Genomic DNA, 21084 nt, shown 5'->3' with positions numbered 1-21084 from the left:
AGCAACAGCATGACCACGAAGGGTACGATTCTTGTAACGGGCGGTGCAGGATTTATCGGCTCGCACACGTGCGTCGAACTGCTGAACGGCGGTTACGACGTCGTGGTAATCGACAATCTCGTGAACAGCAACCGCGAATCGCTGCGGCGCGTGGAGCAAATCACCGGCAAGCCCGTGACCTTCTACGAGGCCGACGCGTGCGATGAAGCGGCGCTCAACCGTATTTTCGACGCACACCCGATCACCGGCGCGATTCACTTCGCGGCGTTGAAAGCGGTGGGCGAATCGGTCGCCAAGCCCATCGAGTACTACAGCAATAACGTCGGCAGTTTGCTGGCGCTGCTCGGCGTGATGCGCGATCGCAATGTGAAGCAGTTCGTGTTCAGTTCATCGGCAACGGTGTATGGCGTGCCGAAGAGTTCGCCAATCGACGAATCCTTTCCATTGTCCGCCACCAATCCTTACGGGCAGTCGAAGCTGATTGCCGAGCAGGTTTTGCGCGATCTGGAAGTGGCGGATCCGTCCTGGCGGATTGCGACGCTGCGATATTTCAATCCGGTTGGCGCGCATGAGAGCGGGTTGATTGGGGAAGATCCGGCTGGCATTCCGAATAACCTGATGCCATATGTGGCACAGGTAGCAGTGGGTAAGCTGGAAAAGCTGCGAGTATTTGGTGGCGACTATGAAACACCGGACGGCACCGGGGTGCGGGACTATATCCACGTGGTGGACCTGGCGCGTGGGCACCTGGCCGCGCTGGACGCACTGGTTACACGCGATGCCAGTTTTGTCGTGAATCTCGGCACAGGCCAGGGGTATAGCGTTATCGACGTCGTCAAGGCGTTCGAGAAGGCCGCAGGCAGGCCCGTGCCTTACGAAATCGTGGCACGCCGCCCGGGCGACGTGGCCTCGTGTTTTGCGGATCCCGCCGCGGCCCTGGCAGTGATTGGCTGGCGCGCGCAGTTTGGGATCGAGCGGATGTGCGCGGATCACTGGCGGTGGCAGTCGACGAATCCGCACGGATTCGCCTGAATGACGTAAAGGTCGACGGCGGAACGAGTCGCCTGGCAGGGACTCAGCCGCTGTCGATCGCCCCCGAACCTCGCACAGCGTGCGCGCCATGCCGGGTTCAATCCAGGCAATCTGATGTACTCATCGGCGACACGCGCCAACTCCCCGAAAGAAAAAAATCTGGCTCGACAATGAGTCCGGGCGTCGCGCTCGGTGTCATCGGACGCACCTCGATCCAGCTTGTCCGGATCAGACCGGTCAATGAACTCAATCTCCGCAATTAGCGAACTTCCCGACCTTTAAATGTCGATCTGACATTCCTCGAATTCGGCCGAATTCCAATCGTAAAAGAACGTCAATTCAGTTTTATTCCGCCACCCTGGCGCTTTGATTCGTATTCTTTTTGCGGATAGAACCTAAATCGTTCGTACCATATTGAGAATACTTTCTTAATCATTTCGCAGGCCTACATATATATATTTTCTCAATGTGCGCTATCACACAGTGCCATTGCCCCCGTGAAGACAAGATCAAACAGTGCTCGGTGCCTCCACCTTGTTGAACAGTCCCATCTTGCCTACCAGAATCTCGTCAACGGGAACAGACATATGAAAGACATCGTTCATATCACGGAAGCCTTCGGAGGAGGGGTTCTGTCGATGCTAGTCGAGCTTTCCAATCGCGCTGCGGAGGCCGGGGCAAATGTTTCCGTCATTTATTCATTACGGCGAGAAACACCCCATGATTTCGCGCGCCTGTTTCATCCGAAGGTCAAAATGACCTATGTCGCGATGTGCAGAGAGATCAGTTTTAAAAAGGACTTGTCGAGCCTGCGTGCATTGGTTAAAAACCTGCGCGACCGTCATCCCGAAGTCATCCATCTCCACTCGTCAAAAGCCGGCGCGCTTGGGCGCGCAGCCGCCAAGATCGCGTCTCCTCACGCCAAGGTACTTTACTCGCCGCACGGCCCCGCCTTCTTACGGCGCGATGTATCGCCGACGAAACAGTTTGCTTATCTGAGCCTGGAACGATTGGCCAACTATATAGGCGGAACGATCGTCGCATGCTCACGCAGCGAACTTCATGAGATCGAGGGCAGAGTTCATGCGCGCGCCGCCCTTCTGATTGAGAACGGAGTGGACATCGGCGAAATCCCCGTGCGGTGCCAACGCACCGACGGCAAGGTCGCAATCGGCATGACAGGCCGGGCGTCCTTCCAGAAGAACCACGAGGTGTTCGCTCAACTCGCGAATGAACTCCGGAATCCCGCCGTCAGCTTTGTCTGGATAGGCGGGAGTGCAGAAGACGTGCCGGAATGTTACCCGGGCGACGCCGTGACGTGCAGCGGTTGGGTGACCCGTGCGCGCGCATTGGAATTGATGTCCCACCTCGACATCTACGTTCAGACGTCCCGCTGGGAGGGAATGCCTCTGGCTCTGATCGAGGCGCAAGTTGCGGGTATTCCTGCGGTTGTCACCAACGTAGTCGGCAATCGAGATGTTGTTATTCACGGCGTCACCGGCTTTGTGGCGTCAAGCGCCGAGGAAATGGCGATCTATCTCGCTCTCCTCCGTGACAACTGGACGCTTCGGCAGCAAATGGGTGCGGCTGCGAGAAAGCGTGCAATGGAGCGCTTTTCAATGGATGCGATTTTTCGCGAATGGCGACAGCTTTACGGTCTTGCCGACGAGCGGAGTACCAGTAAAGAGCCATTGATCACTGACATCGCGCTTCCTTACGAAGTCAATCGCCAAATCTGACTTCCGGAGACAACGGTGTGAAGAATATGTACCCGGCAGCACAAACGTTTATCTACAACGGTCGATTTGCCACACAGAAGACGACCGGCGTGCAGCGCGTTGCGAGAGAGCTGATCGTTGCGCTTGGACATTTGCCCGGCAACGGCAAGGTCACCGTCGTCGTTCCACCGCAGCAAGACACGCTGTCAGTGGGCAATACAAATACCGTCAAGATCGGATTTGGAAAGGGGGTGTTCTGGGAGCAGCTCGTTCTGCCCGTTTTCGCGGGCCGTCACCGTATTGTCAATCTCAGCAATTCGGCTTCGATCTTCCGCTTCAATCAGGTGATCTATATGCACGATGCGGCGGTGTTCGATACACCCGCCCATTTCTCGTGGCGTTTCCGGACGTGGTACAGACTGATGTTCTGGATCCTTGCACGGACGGCGAGTTGCGTGGTCACCAATTCGAACTTCTCGAGGCAGCGTCTCGCCCATCACTGCGGTGTGCCGGCAGCACGAATCAGTGTCGTTCCGCTTGGCGCGGATCATCTCGATGCAATCGCGCCCGACACAAGCGTGCTGCATGAACACGATTTGACCTCGAGGCGTTTCGTGCTGGCGGTCAGCAGCATGAATCCCACCAAGAACTTTGGCCGGATTCTGGAGGCCTTCCGTCAACTTGCCGACCCCTCGATCGATCTGGTCATTGTCGGCATGAAAAACGCGAGTGTGTTCGGCAATGTCCAGGACTTTCAAGGCGTCGCGCCCAACATCAAAGCCGTGGGATATATAAGCGACGAAAAGCTGAAAGCGCTGTATCAGCACGCACACTGCTTTCTCTATCCGTCCATCTACGAAGGGTTTGGCATTCCGCCGCTCGAGGCAATGCGAAGCGGCTGCCCCGTTATCGTGGGGCGCTCAGCGGCGTTACCGGAAACCTGTGGAGATGCCGCACTCTATTGCGACCCCTACTCGTCAGACGATATTGCAGACCAGTTACGTACGCTGCTGCGCTCACCTGAACTCAGGGCAATATTAATAGCGCGCGGTCGTGCGCACGCCGCTGAATACCGCTGGGGGGCGAGTGCCAGGATGCTCACACAGGTTATCGATCGATCCCGGCACAAGGTGTAACTTCGCTCGCTTGACCTCGTAGTCCTCCGCCGGCGTTTCGTATCAAAATAATTGGCATGCCCACAAACCATACGTCGTTCTAAGGGGAATTTCTGTGAGGTTGGGCATCTATTGCGATTCGAGTGTCAACGGTGGCCACGAGGAGATGCTCAAGCGGCTTGTTCTCGCACTTGTAAAGTGTCGGGACATTGTCAGCCTGCATATTCTCGTGCCGGCAGAGAATAAACTCATGTCCGCCTTTGCCGACGATATCGCCAGGCGGCATCGTCAGGTTGCTGTCATCTCATTGACATTCACTTCCGAGTCGATTCACCGCAACCCGCTTGCCCTGTTGTCGGCCACGTGGCGAACGGCCGCTATATTGCGCACGCTTCATCTGTCGAAACTCGTCATCGCTCAGGGAACGATCGTGTCCGCCATCGCCGGTTTGTTCGCTGCGCGACTGACGCGAACGACGGCCGTCAGCTACATTCCTCTAGTTGATGACGATACGAAAGTGGGCGCACCCACAACAGAACGAATCAAATCGTTAGTTAAACGTGCGCTGTACCGTCTACCGCAACAGTACATCACGCTGAATGAACATCTGCTCGGCAAGCTTCTGAAGGTGGCACCAAGAACGCCTGTCGCGATTCTCGAAAACTATGTCGACGACAGATTTAGTCAGACCGCCCTCACCCGTGATGCGGCACGCAGCGTACTCTCCTTGCCACAGAGCGGAAAGTTCATTTGCGCCCACATTGGACGGATTCACTTTCAGCATAAGCGACAGGACTTTCTGCTTGCAGCCATCGAACGGCACCCGGAAGTATTTGCGAACACACTTGTGCTCATAGTGGGTGACGGTCCGGACGCGGATAAATTACGGCAAGCGGTACAAGACAGTGAAATCTTTTCCCGTTGCGTCAGGATCATCGGCGCTCGATCCGACGTCCTGCCTTATATCGTGGCAAGCGACGTCATCGTGTTGCCTTCGGCTTATGAAGGTGTCCCGCTTGTCATGATCGAGGCCATTCTGGCGAACCGCCCCATCGTGGCATCGCAGGTATCGGCACTCGGATCGTACTTGCCGGATGAGCTGCTGTTTCCTGCTCACGATCAGGATGCTTTTGTCGAAAAGATATTCTCCGCACCGAGCTACCCGCTCACCGGGCTCACTGATTCTTTTCGACTGCGGTTTTCACGCGAAGTGTTTGACGCTCAGGCGCAGCACGTCTTACTGCAGGCCGTGCCGCAATGCCGCCTTGCGGACCATCTTGAACACAATGCCTCTGATCTCGGCACAAAGTAACGAGCGGTCAAGCAGAAACGTCACACCGAAAACCACTGCGCCGAGCGTCACCTCCGTGACCAGCTTCAGGACATGCCCCATCGAAGAAGCGTCTAACAATTCCGAAACGACCAGAACGCTCGCGACCATCGGTATCGTCATTCTCAACGGCACGAAACACGCGTTGCAAAACTCTCCGAAACTTGGACCGAGCACGCGCTTCAGCATGAACCGATACATCGGCAGAAGCATCATTGCTTCGACCGTGAGAAGCGAAATCGCGACGCCCAGCGCGCCGCCGAGATAGGCGCCAACAATGATGGCGGGCAGCATCGCGGTTGTCTTAGTCAGGTTGAACCAGAAACTCACCCTGATGTTTGCGGTTGCCATCATCAACGATGCGACCGGATTGCCGATGCAGCGGAAGGCCCCTACCAGACAAAGCACTCTCAATACCGGCGTGGCCCAGAGCCATTTCTCACCGAACATGCACACGACAAAATCCGGTGCGACGACCATCAGTCCGAACACCAGAGGAAAATTGAACATCGCAATGAAACCCGTCAGCTTGTAGTAATTTTGACGAAGCTTCGCGATGTCATCCTGAATGATCGAAAAGACGGGAAAGAGCACGCGCGTAAAGAATGGATTGAGTCTCGCCGGAAAATTGACGGCGCAGTTGAGCGCCAGGTTATAGCCGCCAAGCGTCGCCGCACCCAGAGCCCGACCCGCGACAATGCCGCCAAAATTGACGTTCAGATAGTTCACCATCGAGTCCATTGCCTGGAAGACGCCGAAGCTGAGATACGACCTCGTCTCCGAGAACCTTAACCGCAATCCGGGCTTGTGCAGTTTGCGCCCGTTCAGATTGAGCAGCACCACGCGACACACCGCCGCCGTCAACGCACCGATAACCGGGGAGTAAGCGCCATAGCCCCGCAGTGCGGCGACTAGCGTCGTGATGAATAGCACCATGCTGGATGCAACCTCGATCTTTGACAGCATGTCGAACATCAGTTCGCGTGCCATCAGCGATTGGTATAGCAAGCCATGGGGTGAGACAAAGAACATCAGTGCAGCGAGCCCAACTAGCGCCTTCAGTTCCGGCTCCGAGAAGAACCATGCTGCCAATCCGCTCCCGGCGAGCAGGAGTCCGCCAAGAACCGCCCCAAACAACACATTGAGCCAGTAAAGCGATGAAAGCTCGTTCGCCGCCACGTTCTTACGCTGTACGATCGCTGTGCTCAAGCCCATATCGAGAAACATGTCGGCCAGCGTCGTCACCAGCGAAACCATACTCGCCAGGCCCAGTTCGCCCGGTCTCAGCAAATGCGCCAATATGGCGACCTGCAAGAACTGGACACTGACGATCGAGATCATTGATGCCGCCGACCACTTTGCCCCCGAGATCGCCTTTTCACGTAATGACATTACTTTCCTTGCTGTCGTCTGAACTACACAGGGCAAAGCCGCACGCGCATCGGGAAGAAAAAATATCCACCGTGTAGCAGATAGTGAAGCGATGATGGCCGGGCCTGATACCAGAGACTTCTCCGATATCAGGCGCCGGGGGGGTGCTTCCGGGGTGTACTTAGTAACGTCGGGCGCCGTTCAGCGTGTAGTCATCGCGTTCGCCGTATCGCGAGGGAAGAAACCCGTTGAAGATATGCCCGCCCACATTGGCACCGACGTTCGCCAGCCGCTGCAGCGCTTCTTCGACCTGGCGAGATCCGGTGTAGTCGGCACGCGAGACGAGCAGAACCAGATCGCAACCTTGAGCCGCGATCGAGACGGCATCACTCACAGGAAGAACAGGAGGCGAGTCGATCACCACGTAGTCGAAACGATCACGAAGCCTGTTCAGCATGTCCCGGAACCCTGGACTGCTCAGTAGCTCCGCGGGGTTCGATGGATAAGCTTCGCCCGCCCCCAGAATCGACAGTCTGGTCCCTTCGGTCCGCACAATCGCGTCATCGAGTTCCGCTGTTCCCTTGAGTACCTCCGCAAGCCCTGGCCTATCCTGATCCGCACGGAGACGGCTCAATTTTCCCTGCCGCATGTCGCCATCTATCAGCAGGACCGATGCCTCGGTCTGCGAAAGCAGATAGGCGAAATTAGACGAAACAAAGCTCTTCCCAACGCCCTGAGTCGGGCCGGTGAATAGAATGACCTTGTTCTTCAGTCCGCTCCCGCTTCCCGAGAGCAACGTTCTCACGCTGCTCGGCAATGCGCGTAACGCTTCAACGCTCGGATCCCCGGGACTGCTCACCGCCAGCAACTTCACCGGCTCAGCCAGACGACCTCGCGACTCGGCGACACCGCGAAGCTGCGCCTTGGATCGCGCAACAACAGCGAGGCGCGGCAAATCGGAAATCGTGTTCATTTCTTGCGGCGTACGGAGTTCCTTTCGATTGAGCGACACGAGATGAACCGCAAGCGTACTGGCAAACAATCCGCCGAGAATCGAACCGAGCAGAATGATCGTCTTGCGCGGCCAGGAGGGTTTCTCCGACGCGATGGCCCAGTCCATGATGCTGACACCGGATGCGGTACTCGCCGCGGCCACTTCGAGTTGTTGAACATTGGCCAACACCCCGGTGTAAAGCTGCTTGTTGATCGTGGCATCCGTGGACAGCCTCACGTATTCGCGCTGTGTGGCCGGCAGATTCTTCGTTGCCTCGGTGTTTTGCTGAATATCCTGCTTCACCTGATCCAGTTGTTGGACCAAGCCCCTGTATACCGGGCTATCCGGACCGAATGTCTGCCGCTTGTCGTCGAACTCGAGTCGCAACGCCCGTTGTTTTTCGGCAAGCGCGTTCATATTCGAAATGAGCGCCGATCCTTGTTGCTCCATATCGATCGCCTGATGCTGCGTACGAAAATCACTGAAGCGGTCCTCCGCGCGATGCATCTCGTCCTGCAGTTGAGGCAGGCGTGCGCGCAGGGTTTCGAGCTTCAGGCGTGCCTGATTTGCCCGATCGTCGACATTGCGTTTGACGAACGCCTGCACGATGGTGTTGACCATCAGTTGAGCGGTCAGGGGCGAGTTGGATTGGTAACTCAACCTCATCATCGACGAGTCCCGCACCGATGAATTCTGGCCGGAAACGGAGGTCTTCAATTGATTGCTGACGTTCTCATAGGTCGTTTGCATGGACGCCTTGGACAGCGTGAACTCCACGCCCGGACGCGCGCGCAGCACATCGATCCTCAACTGCCCCGGCGCGCTCCCCTCATCGGTCACCACCTGGAATGCCACGGTCTCGCCAACGTGGCCCCGCGCAAGCTGATGACCGTCCTTGTCAAATAACGTCCAGCTACCCGCTTCGCCCGTCACCACACGGAACTTATCGCCCAATGCGGCGCCCGGCACTTCGAAGATGCCGGGTTTCAGCTGTTCACCGCCCCAGGCATATCCACTCAGCCCCAAAAACGGACGCGACAATACGGTGTCGGCCGCATGGCGGGATGCAAGGTAGCGGCCAATCAACGGAAAGTGACTTTCCGTCTGCACGGTAATATCCGCACCGGTTTGCGCGATCGCTTCGCCGACTATGGTTCGCGACGTCAGAACATCGGTTTCGTCGTCGGCGGATTGATCCGCGGACGTCGTTCCCGATACGTCGGATAGCGCGCTGACTGACGCGCCAGGTTTGATCTGTACTCGCAGCAGTGCGTCGGCCCGGTATTGTGGCGTCGCCAGCAGAATGTACAGCCCGCCGACCAAGCAACATGTGCCGAAGATCGCTGCGAACAGCAACTTGTGCCGGGCAATATTTCGCCAAAGACCGGTAAGCCCGTCGTTTTGGGCTGGAATCACACCCACTGCCGATTGTCCGATGAATGAACTCATTTCATTTCCCGCGATAAAGGACGAAGGGGAGCCCGTTAGTACACAAGCTTCCAGCTATCGAACATGCTCATCTGAAACCGTGAGACACGTTCGCTCTACGCCGCATGCGCGGCTACAGGCGAAACGCTGACGAAAACCGGGCCACGCGCTTCAGGAACTGCAAGTACGCCATTCGTGGTCAGATCCCTGCCAAACATGTCAGTGATCGTCGCATGCCCCGCAATATGCGAAGCGTCCAAGTTCAGTGTATTTCCGTCGCCGTAAGACCAAACTACATATCTGACGTCGCCCGATTTCATCGTTAACTTGAGCAGAACATATTTCTGTTTCTCGTCGATGTAGTACTTCGCACTGTTCGTGTTTGCCGTAAACGAAAACAGATACTTCGACGCACGATAGGCTGGCAGCTTGTGATTGCTCGCATCCAGCAAACCAAAGTTGTGCTCCGGATCGTGCGGATCTGTGCCGTCGTCTCGCATGTCGTAATAGGCGGTGAGTCCAACTTCCGACATCCAGTCGACCAGGAACCGCCTTACCGTGTACTTGGCCTGAAGTGCGAGCGCCTCAGGTGAATGCCCATTGCGTATCGTGCGTACATATTTGTAGCCGTAACTCGGGTAAGACCATTCCGTCGTCCAGATTGCCGGAGCGTTCTTATACGTGGACAGATCCTCACGCAGCAATCGGTAGTCTGCCAATACCGACTCCGGGTATTCCTGGCGGTATGCGTGCACACTGATCGCGTCCGGGCCACGCTCGGTTGCATTGGAAATATCGCCGACCGATCGAATGAATGCGCGGTCCATTTCCTGCACCCCTCCCGAGGCAATCGTCACCTTCGGATTGGCTGCCCGGGCTGCCCTCACGGCAGTCGCCAGCAGGTTCCGATATTTCGATGGAGACGGTGGGGCCAGCCAGTACATCGGGTGATTCTCTTCATTCCACACCTCGAACCTGACGTCGGCACCGTTGTATCGTTGCACTGACTGATGAACATACGTGTAGAACGCTGCAAGCTGGGGCGCGGTCGTAGGCGGCTGGTCCGGGCTGTACAGATAGTGCTTGTAGCCAAGGATAAAAAGCGCACCCAACTTTCTCTGCGCGAGGTTGGATACCAGCGTGTCGAACTCCCCAAAATGCCAGCCGTCAGGCGCCTGAACCGCTTCCCAGAAGAGATCCGTGCGAACAAAGGAGAAACCCACATCCCTCACCGCATCCAGCAATTGCGTATCCTTGATGTCGTGGATCGCCACGCCCGTGTTAGCGCGTGCTGCTTCGAACGAAGGCAGTTCGATGTATGGCTTTTCGTCCGCTTGTGCTGCTCCGTCCAGCATGACCAGCGGCGGCGCCGGCATCGCAAGGGCACGAATAGCCAGCGCGCCCGCTAGTGCGAGGACCAGGCCCACACACCCTGCGACGATGACGACAAGCCGACCGAATCCCCTGTTTTGCTGAACCTTCATCTACTGCTCCCAAGCCGGTACCGTTGTCACACCGCGAGCCGCCGACGTCGAATCTGCCGCAATGGGTGCGTCACAGCGTCGACTTTCGCCCCCTCACGGACATCACAAGACCGGGATTCAAGCGAAAGCGCTGTCCTTCCGCGTTGAGCCATAGCGACTTCGCCGCGGCGCCTAAGAACAACAGGCAGCCAAGCGATTCAAAGATGTCCGTGGTAATGCCGCTAATCAGCAGAAACAGCAACATGGTCCACGCAAACCTGTCTTTGGACTCGCTAACGAAAAACAGTCTCGACAACAGAGTCGCGAAGATAGCCACACCGAGTACGCCAAAGTTCGCAATGACATACAACGCGACGTTGTCCGCATAGCCAACGTTGAAACCGAAGTTTGTGTGATAGTAGGTCGTCGCCGCGCCAAACCCGCCCGGACCGATTCCCAACCAGATCATGTTTTCCCGCAGCAGGCCCTGCAGCAAAAGCGGCCACGTATTCTCGAATCGATCCCGGAACGAAGAGAGCGCACCGCCGGCGATCATCGAGTGATTGATCGCCGCCGTTATCGCAAACGAAGCGAGCGGCAGTAGAAGCACCGCAGCCGCTGCCCAGATAGCGGCTCGCCTGATTGTGTCCAGCTTCCCGAAGCGCTCTATGCCGAGGACGATCGCAAGCGCAACCAGCGCCGTCTTGTTGGTCGTTGCCCAGATGGAGAGCGCCGCTACCGCGAGTATCATCGACGCGAGCGTGAGCGAGCGGAATCTGGGCAGCAACCATGTCGACAGCAAACCGAGCATGAGCCCTGTAGCAGCGCTGTCACGCCCGAACCCCGGCAACCGCGGCGTATCCCCAACGAAGGTCGAGCTCGTGACGTGCACGGCCGTCCCATCCACCACCGTGCTCGCTCCTACCCACGGCAGAGGGGTGAAGTAGCCGGCATAACTCGCTAACACGCCTAACATACAAACCGCGGCGACCGCCAGAAGCGCATTGCGGGCGCGTGGCCGACCCAGGATCGCGAGCGCCTCGGGTGGCGCCAATAGGGCGAAGAACATCGGCAGCACGGTCCATGCCCAGAACGCCACTGCGCCCGGGCCGACGCCATTGAAAAGCGACACGCATGCCTGCATGGCGAGGTACAGCAAGACCAGCAGGTGGCTCACCTTCGGTCTATGCGAAACGATGAGCACGATGCATGCCGCCATCATCACCTTGGGCAAATAGATGGCCTGCGGCGCCCCTGCCAGCGACGTGTAGTAACGAATCGCCCCTGACATGACATCGCTCAGTATCCCGATGAAGAAGGTCAGTACCCAGAGTCCACCCATCATGCGTTCCCTGCGTCAATTGGCACGCAATGCTCGCCCCATCCCGACGACGCGAATGGATCCAGCGCCGAGATTTCCCGTGAAGCGTCCTGGTCGGCGGCAGCTGAGAATTTCCGAATCACGTTGTGGGTAATCTGCGACACGATGGCATGACTGCCTGCGCCGCTATCGCCTAGAATCCGCGGCCAATCCGTCGTACCGCAGTTGAACACCATCCCCTGATGCAAGGCGCCACCCAGATCCGGCTTAAACAGGCCCATTGCACCGGCGCCGCCGACTTCCCAGCCTTCGAGTCTCGACGTATTGGCGAGCGTCATGAACCCGTTTGAATTCGTCGGCACGCCGTCGGCTTCGTAGCCGACCAAATGATCTTCCGCACCGAAGGTCTGCCCATCTTCGAGGTGGGTGCCGGCGAATGCCCAATGGTCCGCACGCTGTACGGTGAAGCCGATCGGTTCGCGCCCGGTTTTAACCCATTTGCGCCTGAACCGGCTCCAGACACCGTACGTTCCGCCACCGTAGCCGTAACTCAATCCGATCAGATCGCTTTCATTGAAATCCGGCCAGGCGTCGCCGAGCCGATTTATTTCCCTGATGTTCTGCGGATCCTCGTTCGCACCGAAATCGATCGGCCGGTAGCAGGTATTACCGCTGAACACAGCCAGATTGCCGCCGCCGGCAATGAAGCGCGCGACATGGTCGCGCATCTGCTGGCTCCAGTATTCATGGTGGCCGACGCTCAGCATGCAGCGGTATTGGGTCAGGTCCAGGTCCGTCCCACGGTGCAGGTCCACGTCGGTGTAGAAGTCGCACGCGAAGTGACGACTACTTAGCCAGCGGATAAACTTCGCGTCCCAATGCGTGAAATGCTGCCGGGGGGAGCGCCTGTCATACGGATCTTCGGCATGGCCGATTTGAATACCGAGCCCGCCACCCGGCCGGAGCAGGCTAACTTTAAGCGCCGGGTGTGTGCGGTAAACAGGATCACCGTAAAAGCAGCCGCCGCCGATCGAGTTGTAGGCATGATAGGTGGCGATCGGCACCACATACGCGATGGAGGCGACCGGCGAACGGGGGCGCACGACGATGAGCGCCATGCTGTCGCTCTCCGGCGGTCCGGCAAAAACCGGCAGACGCGCCGCGCAACGACGCCCCAGGTCCGTCAGCGGTTCGCCGTTCGGGCCGACCTCGTACGCAATCGCTGCATAGGCGCCGCTTTCCAGTTCTTCCATCTCCGGCTTCACGGTAATCGTCGGCCAGTTCCAGTCGCTATCGAATCGAACCGGCTTGCGCTGACGCGACGACTCAAACACGTATTTGCCGTCGATCAACGTCGCCGTCACATCACGCGTGCCTGTCGCGATGACACCACCCACGCTGATCAACGATTCTTCGTCCTGCTGCTGATAGATCGCGATCGAGAACCTGCTGCGTGGCTGCACCGCCAGGTCGAGCTGCTCCCCTGCAGTGAAGGATGTTTGAAGTGGATAGAGTTGCATGCCTGGTGCGCCTCGAAAAGTCACTTACCGGTTGCCGGTTCAAGAATGGTTGTCCAAACCACGCGAATCGACACGGCGCGGTGCTGCTACGGGTGGCCGGAGTTGCAGGCCCAGCGTGCGCTTTATCAACCCCTTCATCTGAAACACGCGACGGTTGACCGATATCTGTGTGCGAAAACGCAACGCAGGCAACTGCTCCCTGTGTTTTTCAGCGAAGGTTCGGTACTTCGCGGCCGTCGCCTCGACAAGCTTCATTGCTTCTGCAAGGACGGCTGCATCGACACGAGACGTCAAAAAACATTGATTGGCAAAGAACTTCTTAAAGAGCGCGAGCCAATACACTCGTTCATCTTCCCTCTCGCTCTTCTGAAGCGCGTCCGCCGCAAAGTGAGCAACGCATTGGACTGACCATAGCGTTGTTGTCTGCGTAATACTCCCGGCACGCCGGCGATAGTAGTAGAGCTGCTCACGGATGCCGTACAACGTCTTGGCGCGCTTATACACCAGCGGAATGGCAAAACAGTCTTCATACACGCGGCCTACTGGAAACTCGATACCGTCCCATAGCTCGCGGCGATAAACCCGCGCGCCAGAATGCACCTGGCAGATTCGCGCGAACTCCAACAGCATCGCCGTACTGTTGGTCCGTAGGCCCACTGTGGCGTCGTCCACCATTTTCAGTTCGCCGACGAAGCGTCCTTTTGAATCAACCATACCGACATTGAATTCAATGATGTCCGCGGTGTCTGCATCGAGCAACGGCATGACGACGTCGGTGAAATTCGCCGCGAATTCGTCATCTGAATCGAGAAAACCGATATAGCGGGATTTCGCACGCGCTATGCCTGCATTGCGGGCTGCGCTGACGCCCTGGTTCTCCTGATGAATCACCGTGATGTTGTGTCCGCGTGCGCTTTCCTTGACCTGAAGGATTTCTTTCAACGTGCCGTCCGTCGACCCATCGTCGACCACAATCAACTCAATCTCTTCTGATCTAGGTTGAGCGAGGGCTGACCTGAGTGCTACGCCGATATAGTGCTCGACGTTGAAGGCCGGAATGACTACAGACAAAATTGTCTCGCCGCTACGGCTATCCACTGGTTTCATAGGATGGGTGACTCTTCAAAATCGACGTCGACTCGTCTGATGCGGACCACGCGAATAATTCGGCACGCCCCCTGTACGCCTGCATATTGCGGTGCGGCGACGATATCGTACGTTCGGAAACACACAGTGCAGGGACACACGCTCGACGGTGGGATCAGGCAACCAGCCTTGGAAAGTGCAGACAATTGACGCCGCATTGCCGCCACGCCCGGCGACAAGGGCGTTTCAGGAAATTCCACCGGGCGTTCGATTCTCGCGATCGATTCAGGAATTGAGAGCGAATGAGGAAATGTGACATATCGCACCGACCGGAAAACACGGGATCGCTACGGTGGTCCACTTGCAAAATATGCGCGCAAGTGAGCAAACATGGCGCAACTTACGTTGCAACAATTGCAGTCCGACACCTCAATCTCGAGGCGCCACCTATGTCAATGCCAAAAGTAAGCGTTCTGCTGCCAATCTACAACGTTGAACCTTATGTTGAAGCCTGCCTCAAGTCCCTTTTGTCGCAGACCTGTACAGACTTTGAGATCATCGCCGTCGACGACTGCAGCCCGGACCGGTCCCGCGAGATCGCGGCTCGCGTGCTGGGTTCGCAGAACAAAGTGGCATGGAAGTTAGTGACGAATGAGCGGAATCAGGGGCTTGCCGAAACACGCCGAATTGCCGCCATGGAAGCAACCGGTGACTACGTGCTTTGCGTTGACAGCGATGACTACGTTCATCCGAGTCTGATGGAAAGAGTCATTGAGGAGGCGACCGAACATGACGCCGATGTTGTGATCTTCGCCGCCACCAACGTCAATCCCGATGGCACGGTGAATTACCAGATTGAAAGCGACGACAAGGTGATAAGCGGCGTCGAGGCCGTTGAGGGAATCATGGATCTGTCGTTGCAGGCGTACTGTTGGAACAAGCTTGTGCGGCGCTCGATCTTTGTCGGAGTCCACCATCCGAGCGGACTCATTTACGAAGACATATGCGTGTCGGTCCAGACCTTAGGCAGATCGAAGAAGGTGCGCCTGATACCGGACCGCTTGTATTTCTACGTGCTTCGCGATTGCGGTATCTCGACCCGCTTTAATCCAAGAATTGTGGACCTCTTCACCATCATGGAGCTCGTGGAGAAGACCACGGCATCGCTGCCGATCAAGAACCGGGAGCTACGTCTTTTCAGGCTGAAATACATCTATGGCTTTAGAACAGTCGCTTTCCAGGCGGCGATGAGAGCCCCCACGTATCGGCTGGCTAGCCCGATCCTGCAAACCGTTGCCGAGAGGTTGCACCCTCAGCACCTCTATCGTATGTATGCCGATAGCCGGCCGAAATTGTCGTTCGTGATGTGCCTGCTCAAAATTCATCCGAGAATTTTTTACAGCTTCGTACGGCGCTTCTCCGAACGGTAAGGCCTTCGTAGAAATAAAACTGCGGCCGATCGCCAATCCGGGACACTGTGCCTCGGATTGGCGATCGGCCGCTACACGCACGCGAAACAGCTCAAAAAGATCCACAAGCCACGCGCTCTAATTGCATCCCAAATCGAGACCGTGAACACGTGACCTGCCGAATCATCAGAGCCGGTTGCGCACACCGCGCGCAACCGAGTCATTGACTTGCTTACTTCGTCGCCGCGATCGCCGCTTTAAGCGTTGCGTAAATGGGCTTCTGGGCTGCGCTGCTTGTCAAGATCCCGTACTGTCCGGTTGGGTCGTCGTACAGTTCGTACCAGTTGAGACCGATCACGTTGTACGTGGCTTTAGCCGCGACGAGTTCAGGAATCGTCTTGTTGATGTACGTCTGCGCCTGCGCCGTGGTGAAGTCGGTATTGACGCCGATTTCAGTGAACATGATCGGGAGGTTGTACGCGTCGTGCAGGGACTTGAGAACGTTGTAGTTCGTGCCCGTCACGCCCCACGTATTCTCGGGATCACCACCGTCAGAGTACCAGTGCAACTGAATGATGTCGGTCTTCACCACAGGATGTCCGGTCGAACCATCCGGCTGGGTGCCGGTCAGCATGCCTTTGTACCAACCCAGGTGCAGGAAACCCGATGATGCGGTGTTGATGATTTTCGTCGTGCCTGCCGTATCGACCGAACGCCATCCATCGTAGTAACCACGCAGCGCCCCGCGCCAGATCGGCCAATAGTTGTTGTCATAGTCGGAGACATTAGCGCCGTCGTTGGCCACCGGTTGGTTGTGGCTATCGAGATCGTATTCGTTGCCGAATTCGACCGCCGGTACGCCCTTAAACTTGGTTGCCGCGTAAGCCGCCATCGAGTAGGCGTATGCGTAGGCGCTCGCCTCGGTCGGCGTTTGTCCGTTCAGCGACGGGTCATCCCACGGATAGGCATCGATCATGGGCATGATCGTGACGTTCGAGCCCATGCCAGGAATGACCGTATTCGCAACGGTATCGATCTGATCGTAGCCGTGAATATCCTGCCGATTCCCCGGCATTCCAAGGTCGACCAAGGTTGCAGCCTGGGTGGCCAGCGGGATCGACGTGTAGATACCGCCGTAGTTGTAGTGCTCGTTCACGCCGAAGAACGGGATGGCCGCAGACGTAGCCGGAGGCGTTGCGGGCGTGCTCGACGCCGGGGTGGAACCAGAGCTGGAAGCAGGGCGCGGATCAGCCGATGCGACCCAGTTGCTGTTCTGCCAGACCCACCATTGATTGTTGACGTTTTCCTGATACATCTTGCCGGCATACCAGAGCAGCAGCGTGACGTTCATCGTAAAGCCGGCTTTCACACCCGCCCGATAGACCACACCACTCTTCACCGACCAGACTGCGCCCGAGGAATCGTTGATCGAGGTGGAGGGAGGAATCGCGGTGCCACTGACTGACGCGGGATGCTTGAGAACATTCACGACTGATACGGGATCGACGGCGTTGGCTGCAACGCTAGTGGGGTCACTCCCTCCACCGCTACCACCACCGCACGCGGCAAAAATTGGGACAACTAAATAGATTGAATGGTTTAGTAAGGATCGAAGTTTCATTTGCTTGTCGTCTGAACTTGTGACGGGTCTGAACCAGGCAAAAGCGCGCCCGGGCGTCCTCGTAGGAAGCCAATGGCGACTGGATCAGGATGAAAGGAGGCAGGACGGCCTATGCGCCCCGCTAAACCGGGCGCAACTTAACAAAATGCGTACCGCCTGGACAGAACGTTCGTTTGTTCTGACCTGTAGGAGCCCCAATGTTACACAGATGAAACGTTTTTAACGAGTTTTGAACCGTAACAACCTGTAACGTCTGATAATTAACCGGTAATTTCCACTTTTATATTAATAATATAAATAGGTGAGCTACTGAACCGATACGCTATATTTCTAGCGAAATAACGCCAAGCGACGAGCCACTGGCGAACGACAATCACCGGGGCAAGACTGCGAGAGAACGTCAGTCAACCGCACCGGTGCACCAGCGAACGGCATCGTCTCAATTGCTTAGGTAACCTTATAAGGCAAGGTGTTGCGTGACAGTGAGGCGCCTCTACTGCTGTAGAAATCATTCGAAGCCGCCTGACTGCCTACGTTCATTGATGCATCTCGAGTCGAAACACCGCGACCGCATTGCGCAACACCGTCGCCTGCTCTTCCAGCGATTTGGCCGCCGCGGCGGCCTCTTCGACGAGCGCTGCGTTGTGCTGTGTGACTTCGTCGATCTGAGAGACTGCCTTGTTGACCTGCTCGATCCCGTCGCTCTGTTCGAGCGCTGACGCCTCGATCTCATTCATGACGCCCGTGACGCGTTGAACCGCGTCCATGGCTTCGTGAATCGTCTTCTGTGCGTCGGAGACGAGCGACGCACCCTGCTCCACTTTCGCGGCCGATTCGCCGATCAATTCCTTGATTTCCTTCGCTGCCGCGCCGGAGCGCTGCGCGAGACTGCGCACTTCGGAGGCCACCACCGCGAAGCCCCGCCCCTGCTCGCCCGCCCGCGCCGCCTCCACTGCTGCGTTCAACGCGAGAATGTTGGTTTGAAACGCGATCCCTTCGATCATGCCGATGATCTCGGCCACCTTGCGCGACGATTCAGTGATGCCATCCATCGTCTCGGTGACGCGCGACACCACAGCACCGCCGCGCGTCACCGTGTCCAACGCTCCCTGCGCCAATCGGTTCGCCTGCTTCGCGTTGTCCGCGTTCTGCTTCACCGTCGCCGAAAGCTGCTCCATGCTTGCCGCAGTCTGCTGAAGTGCCGCAGCTTGCTGCTCGGTGCGCGACGACAGATCGGCATTGCCTGCGGCGATCTCGTTCGCACCTTGCGTGATCGCCGTTGTACTACCGCGGACCTTCGCCACCGTCTCGACGAGCCCGTCGCGCATCTTCATCAGCGCGCTCAGCAACTGCCCCATCTCGTTGCGCGATCTGCTTTTGATTGCGATCGTCAGATCGCCCGCGGCAATGCGCTCGAAGTGTTTGATCGTCGCATTGACCGGCTTGATCACCGCCGCCGACAGACCGACTCGCGCCATCACGCCGATCACGATGGCAATCGCGCCGATCGCGGCAAACAGCAGCGTCGCCACCTGGAAACGCTGCGCCGCCGTCTCGGCCTGCTTGCGCTGGCTGCCCATCTGCAAACGCTGAAGCGCGTCGATGGCCTTCGAATAGGTTGCGTAAAAGGCGTTCGCCGTTTCGCCCTGGATGTTCCGGAAGGTGTTGAAGTCGAAGTCCGTCAGCGCCTTGAACTCAGGCTCGATTGCCTTATCGACGAGTGCAGTGCGTGCCTGTTCGACGGACTGCGCGAGCTTCCTTTCGTCGTCGCTCGCGAACGGGCCGGCAATGTAGTCGCTGAAATCTTTGTTCGATTCGACCAGCACCTTATGCGCGGCCGGCAACAGGTCGTCCGTTTGCTTGCCGACGCTGAAGAGCGTCTGATAGGAGCCGAGCGCGAGCTGCACCTGCAGCAGCTTCTCAGAGCTCGCTTTCAGATGTGACAGTGCCACGGCGCTGTGCTGCGTTTCATCGAGGCTGCTATTCGCGAGCTTCAATGCACCGTAGCCGACGCCGATTACGGTCAGCAGGAATGCAACGAACACGCTGACCACTAGCGTCAGGCCGCCACGAATGGTGATGTTGTTAAGCATTGGGTCTCCGGAACGTCTGATGGATCGGCGGCGAACCCCGCGATGCGTCGGCGATCAGCTTTTTCGCCTGCAACTTACACTTCGCCGCAACCAGGTTAACGGCCTTCCGGAGACCTCGTTAAATAGGTGAAATCCATGACAGGCTTGGGTTTGCGGCCAGTTAAAGCTTCACTATCTGGGATTTTCCGCACACGTGGTGCAAACACTGCTTTTCAGGACGGCACGCGTTTCGTTTGTATAATTCGGCGTCTTCGCTCAGGCCCACTTTCATGCTTAGTTTTGCGCTCGGCTTCCTCGTTTCACTGCTGATCACGCTGTTGATCGTGCGCTATGCGCATCTGCATGAAAAATTCTCCACCGACTCCGATCTGGCCGGCGTGCAGAAATTCCATGTACGCCCGGTGCCGCGCATCGGCGGCGCAGGGATTCTGGTCGGGCTGATCGTGTCCGCCGTGCAGTTGCATCATGCGTATCCCGCCGTGTCGGGCGGCATTCTGGGGCTAATCGCGTGCGGCATGCCGGCGTTCGGCTCGGGCTTGGTCGAGGACCTGACCAAGCGCGTGTCGCCGCTCGCGCGGCTCGTCTGCACGATGGCCGCCGCCGCCCTCGCCTACTTCCTGCTAAATATCGCCGTCACGCGCATCAGCGTGCCGCCGCTCGATTTTCTGCTCTCGTACGCGGTGATCTCCTGCGCGGTCACCGTGCTGGCTGTGGCGGCGCTCGCCAACGCGATCAATATCATCGACGGCTTTAACGGCCTCGCATCGATGGTCGCGTTCATGATGTTCGCTTCGCTCGCTTACGTTGCGTTCCAGGTGTCCGATCCGATCGTGCTGTCGGCATCGTTCATGATGATGGGCGCGGTGCTCGGCTTCTTCATCTGGAATTTTCCGGCGGGGCTCATTTTTCTTGGGGACGGGGGGGCGTATTTCATCGGCTTCATGCTCGCCGAGCTGTCGATCATGCTAGTGATGCGCAACCGCGATGTGTCGGCGTGGTATCCGGTGCTGCTTTTCATGTATCCGATCTTTGAGACGTGCTTTTCGATCTACCGGAAGAAGTTTATTCGTGGGATGTCGCCTGGGATTCCCGATGGCGTGCATCTGCATATGCTGGTTTATAAGCGGTTGATGCGGTGGGCGGTCGGTGCCAGAACGGCGAGGGAACTGACGCGGCGGAATTCGCTGACTTCACCGTATCTTTGGCTACTATGTTTGATCGCAGTCGTGCCGGCGACGTTGTTCTGGCGGCATACGCTGCATCTGTTCTGTTTTGTGGTGGTGTTTGCGGCGACTTATGTTTGGCTTTATGTGAGTATTGTGCGGTTTAAGTCGCCTAGGTGGATGGTGGTGAGGAAGGGGAAGCGGTAAGCCTGTCTTTTCTCGTTCGGTGCGTTGGCGGTCAGTCTGCCGGCGTTCGCCAACACGGCCTCGGACAATATCGTCTGGAGCGCCAGGCCGGTGGCTACGGTGAGTGCCCAGCCGGAATGCACGGCCTACACACATAGGCAAGTGGCGGGCACGGGTGACACAGCGTCGGATCCGCTGACCAGGACGCTGAAGGTGGTGGGGACGATTGCGACA

At 57.4% G+C, this 21084-nt stretch carries 14 protein-coding genes; 6 read left to right on the top strand and 8 right to left on the bottom strand.

The annotated features are described in order from the left end of the window. The first annotated feature begins 9 nt into the window (after positions 1 to 9). The 4 genes from galE to KHO23_RS02495 all read left to right on the top strand — a co-directional run bounded on the left by galE (position 10) and on the right by KHO23_RS02495 (position 5177). On the top strand, positions 10 to 1032 hold the full coding sequence (gene galE, locus KHO23_RS02510) for a UDP-glucose 4-epimerase GalE (protein ID WP_211609387.1): 1023 nt from the start codon (positions 10 to 12) through the stop codon (positions 1030 to 1032). A 587-nt stretch (positions 1033 to 1619) separates the two neighbouring features. Continuing rightward, a complete protein-coding gene (locus KHO23_RS02505) occupies positions 1620 to 2771 on the top strand; it encodes a glycosyltransferase (RefSeq protein WP_211609386.1) in 1152 nt (383 codons plus the stop codon). Between the two features lie 26 nt (positions 2772 to 2797). Then, positions 2798 to 3886 carry a glycosyltransferase family 4 protein gene (locus KHO23_RS02500; RefSeq protein ID WP_211609825.1) on the top strand — a complete coding sequence of 363 codons (1089 nt, stop codon included), beginning with the start codon at positions 2798 to 2800 and terminating at the stop codon, positions 3884 to 3886. A gap of 145 nt (positions 3887 to 4031) precedes the next feature. Beyond that, positions 4032 to 5177, top strand: coding sequence for a glycosyltransferase (locus tag KHO23_RS02495; RefSeq protein WP_236066699.1), 1146 nt, complete (start codon positions 4032 to 4034; stop codon positions 5175 to 5177). Here the strand turns inward: KHO23_RS02495 and KHO23_RS02490 are convergent. The 6 genes from KHO23_RS02490 to KHO23_RS02465 all read right to left on the bottom strand — a co-directional run bounded on the left by KHO23_RS02490 (position 5103) and on the right by KHO23_RS02465 (position 14399). Beyond that, on the bottom strand, positions 5103 to 6587 hold the full coding sequence (locus tag KHO23_RS02490; RefSeq protein ID WP_211609384.1) for an MOP flippase family protein: 1485 nt from the start codon (positions 6585 to 6587) through the stop codon (positions 5103 to 5105). The genes KHO23_RS02495 and KHO23_RS02490 overlap by 75 nt on opposite strands. A gap of 160 nt (positions 6588 to 6747) precedes the next feature. Then, positions 6748 to 9009: a polysaccharide biosynthesis tyrosine autokinase gene (locus KHO23_RS02485; protein ID WP_211609383.1), complete on the bottom strand. Its 2262-nt coding sequence runs from the start codon at positions 9007 to 9009 to the stop codon at positions 6748 to 6750. A gap of 95 nt (positions 9010 to 9104) precedes the next feature. Then, on the bottom strand, positions 9105 to 10472 hold the full coding sequence (locus tag KHO23_RS02480; protein ID WP_211609382.1) for a cellulase family glycosylhydrolase: 1368 nt from the start codon (positions 10470 to 10472) through the stop codon (positions 9105 to 9107). A gap of 70 nt (positions 10473 to 10542) precedes the next feature. Further along, the gene (locus tag KHO23_RS02475; RefSeq protein ID WP_211609381.1) at positions 10543 to 11796 is read right to left on the bottom strand and encodes a hypothetical protein; all 1254 of its coding nucleotides are present in this window, start codon (positions 11794 to 11796) and stop codon (positions 10543 to 10545) included. Continuing rightward, the gene (locus tag KHO23_RS02470; protein ID WP_211609380.1) at positions 11793 to 13292 is read right to left on the bottom strand and encodes a N,N-dimethylformamidase beta subunit family domain-containing protein; all 1500 of its coding nucleotides are present in this window, start codon (positions 13290 to 13292) and stop codon (positions 11793 to 11795) included. The genes KHO23_RS02475 and KHO23_RS02470 overlap by 4 nt, the downstream gene beginning before the upstream one ends. A 39-nt stretch (positions 13293 to 13331) precedes the next feature. After that, positions 13332 to 14399, bottom strand: a complete 1068-nt coding sequence (locus KHO23_RS02465) for a glycosyltransferase family 2 protein (protein WP_211609379.1) — start codon at positions 14397 to 14399, stop codon at positions 13332 to 13334. Between the two features lie 428 nt (positions 14400 to 14827). On the opposite strand from KHO23_RS02465, the gene KHO23_RS02460 reads away from it, so the two are divergent. After that, on the top strand, positions 14828 to 15808 hold the full coding sequence (locus tag KHO23_RS02460; protein WP_211609378.1) for a glycosyltransferase family 2 protein: 981 nt from the start codon (positions 14828 to 14830) through the stop codon (positions 15806 to 15808). 211 nt (positions 15809 to 16019) lie between these two features. Here KHO23_RS02460 and KHO23_RS02455 read toward each other — a convergent pair whose 3' ends face one another. Next, complete coding sequence (locus KHO23_RS02455; protein ID WP_236066698.1) at positions 16020 to 17276, bottom strand: glycosyl hydrolase; 1257 nt, start codon at positions 17274 to 17276, stop codon at positions 16020 to 16022. A 668-nt stretch (positions 17277 to 17944) separates the two neighbouring features. Then, the gene (locus tag KHO23_RS02450; RefSeq protein WP_211609376.1) at positions 17945 to 19501 is read right to left on the bottom strand and encodes a methyl-accepting chemotaxis protein; all 1557 of its coding nucleotides are present in this window, start codon (positions 19499 to 19501) and stop codon (positions 17945 to 17947) included. Positions 19502 to 19770: 269 nt separating this feature from the next. Between KHO23_RS02450 and KHO23_RS02445 the strand changes: the two genes are divergently transcribed. After that, positions 19771 to 20871 (top strand): MraY family glycosyltransferase, encoded by a 1101-nt coding sequence (locus KHO23_RS02445; protein ID WP_211609375.1) that lies wholly within the window; start codon positions 19771 to 19773, stop codon positions 20869 to 20871. Positions 20872 to 21084 lie beyond the last annotated feature (213 nt).

The organism is Paraburkholderia haematera, assembly GCF_905220975.1.
GTDB lineage: Bacteria > Pseudomonadota > Gammaproteobacteria > Burkholderiales > Burkholderiaceae > Paraburkholderia > Paraburkholderia haematera.
The sequence above is the reverse complement of the archived record's forward strand: the minus strand, read 5'-3'. Positions and strand labels throughout refer to the sequence as shown.

Coding starts and splice junctions, on each gene's coding strand:
- galE (WP_211609387.1), top strand. CDS start 10: ATGACCACGAAGGGTACGATTCTTGTAACGGGCGGTGCAGGATTTATC.
- KHO23_RS02505 (WP_211609386.1), top strand. CDS start 1,620: ATGAAAGACATCGTTCATATCACGGAAGCCTTCGGAGGAGGGGTTCTG.
- KHO23_RS02500 (WP_211609825.1), top strand. CDS start 2,798: ATGTACCCGGCAGCACAAACGTTTATCTACAACGGTCGATTTGCCACA.
- KHO23_RS02495 (WP_236066699.1), top strand. CDS start 4,032: ATGCTCAAGCGGCTTGTTCTCGCACTTGTAAAGTGTCGGGACATTGTC.
- KHO23_RS02490 (WP_211609384.1), bottom strand. CDS start 6,587: ATGTCATTACGTGAAAAGGCGATCTCGGGGGCAAAGTGGTCGGCGGCA.
- KHO23_RS02485 (WP_211609383.1), bottom strand. CDS start 9,009: ATGAGTTCATTCATCGGACAATCGGCAGTGGGTGTGATTCCAGCCCAA.
- KHO23_RS02480 (WP_211609382.1), bottom strand. CDS start 10,472: ATGAAGGTTCAGCAAAACAGGGGATTCGGTCGGCTTGTCGTCATCGTC.
- KHO23_RS02475 (WP_211609381.1), bottom strand. CDS start 11,796: ATGATGGGTGGACTCTGGGTACTGACCTTCTTCATCGGGATACTGAGC.
- KHO23_RS02470 (WP_211609380.1), bottom strand. CDS start 13,292: ATGCAACTCTATCCACTTCAAACATCCTTCACTGCAGGGGAGCAGCTC.
- KHO23_RS02465 (WP_211609379.1), bottom strand. CDS start 14,399: ATGAAACCAGTGGATAGCCGTAGCGGCGAGACAATTTTGTCTGTAGTC.
- KHO23_RS02460 (WP_211609378.1), top strand. CDS start 14,828: ATGTCAATGCCAAAAGTAAGCGTTCTGCTGCCAATCTACAACGTTGAA.
- KHO23_RS02450 (WP_211609376.1), bottom strand. CDS start 19,501: ATGCTTAACAACATCACCATTCGTGGCGGCCTGACGCTAGTGGTCAGC.
- KHO23_RS02445 (WP_211609375.1), top strand. CDS start 19,771: ATGCTTAGTTTTGCGCTCGGCTTCCTCGTTTCACTGCTGATCACGCTG.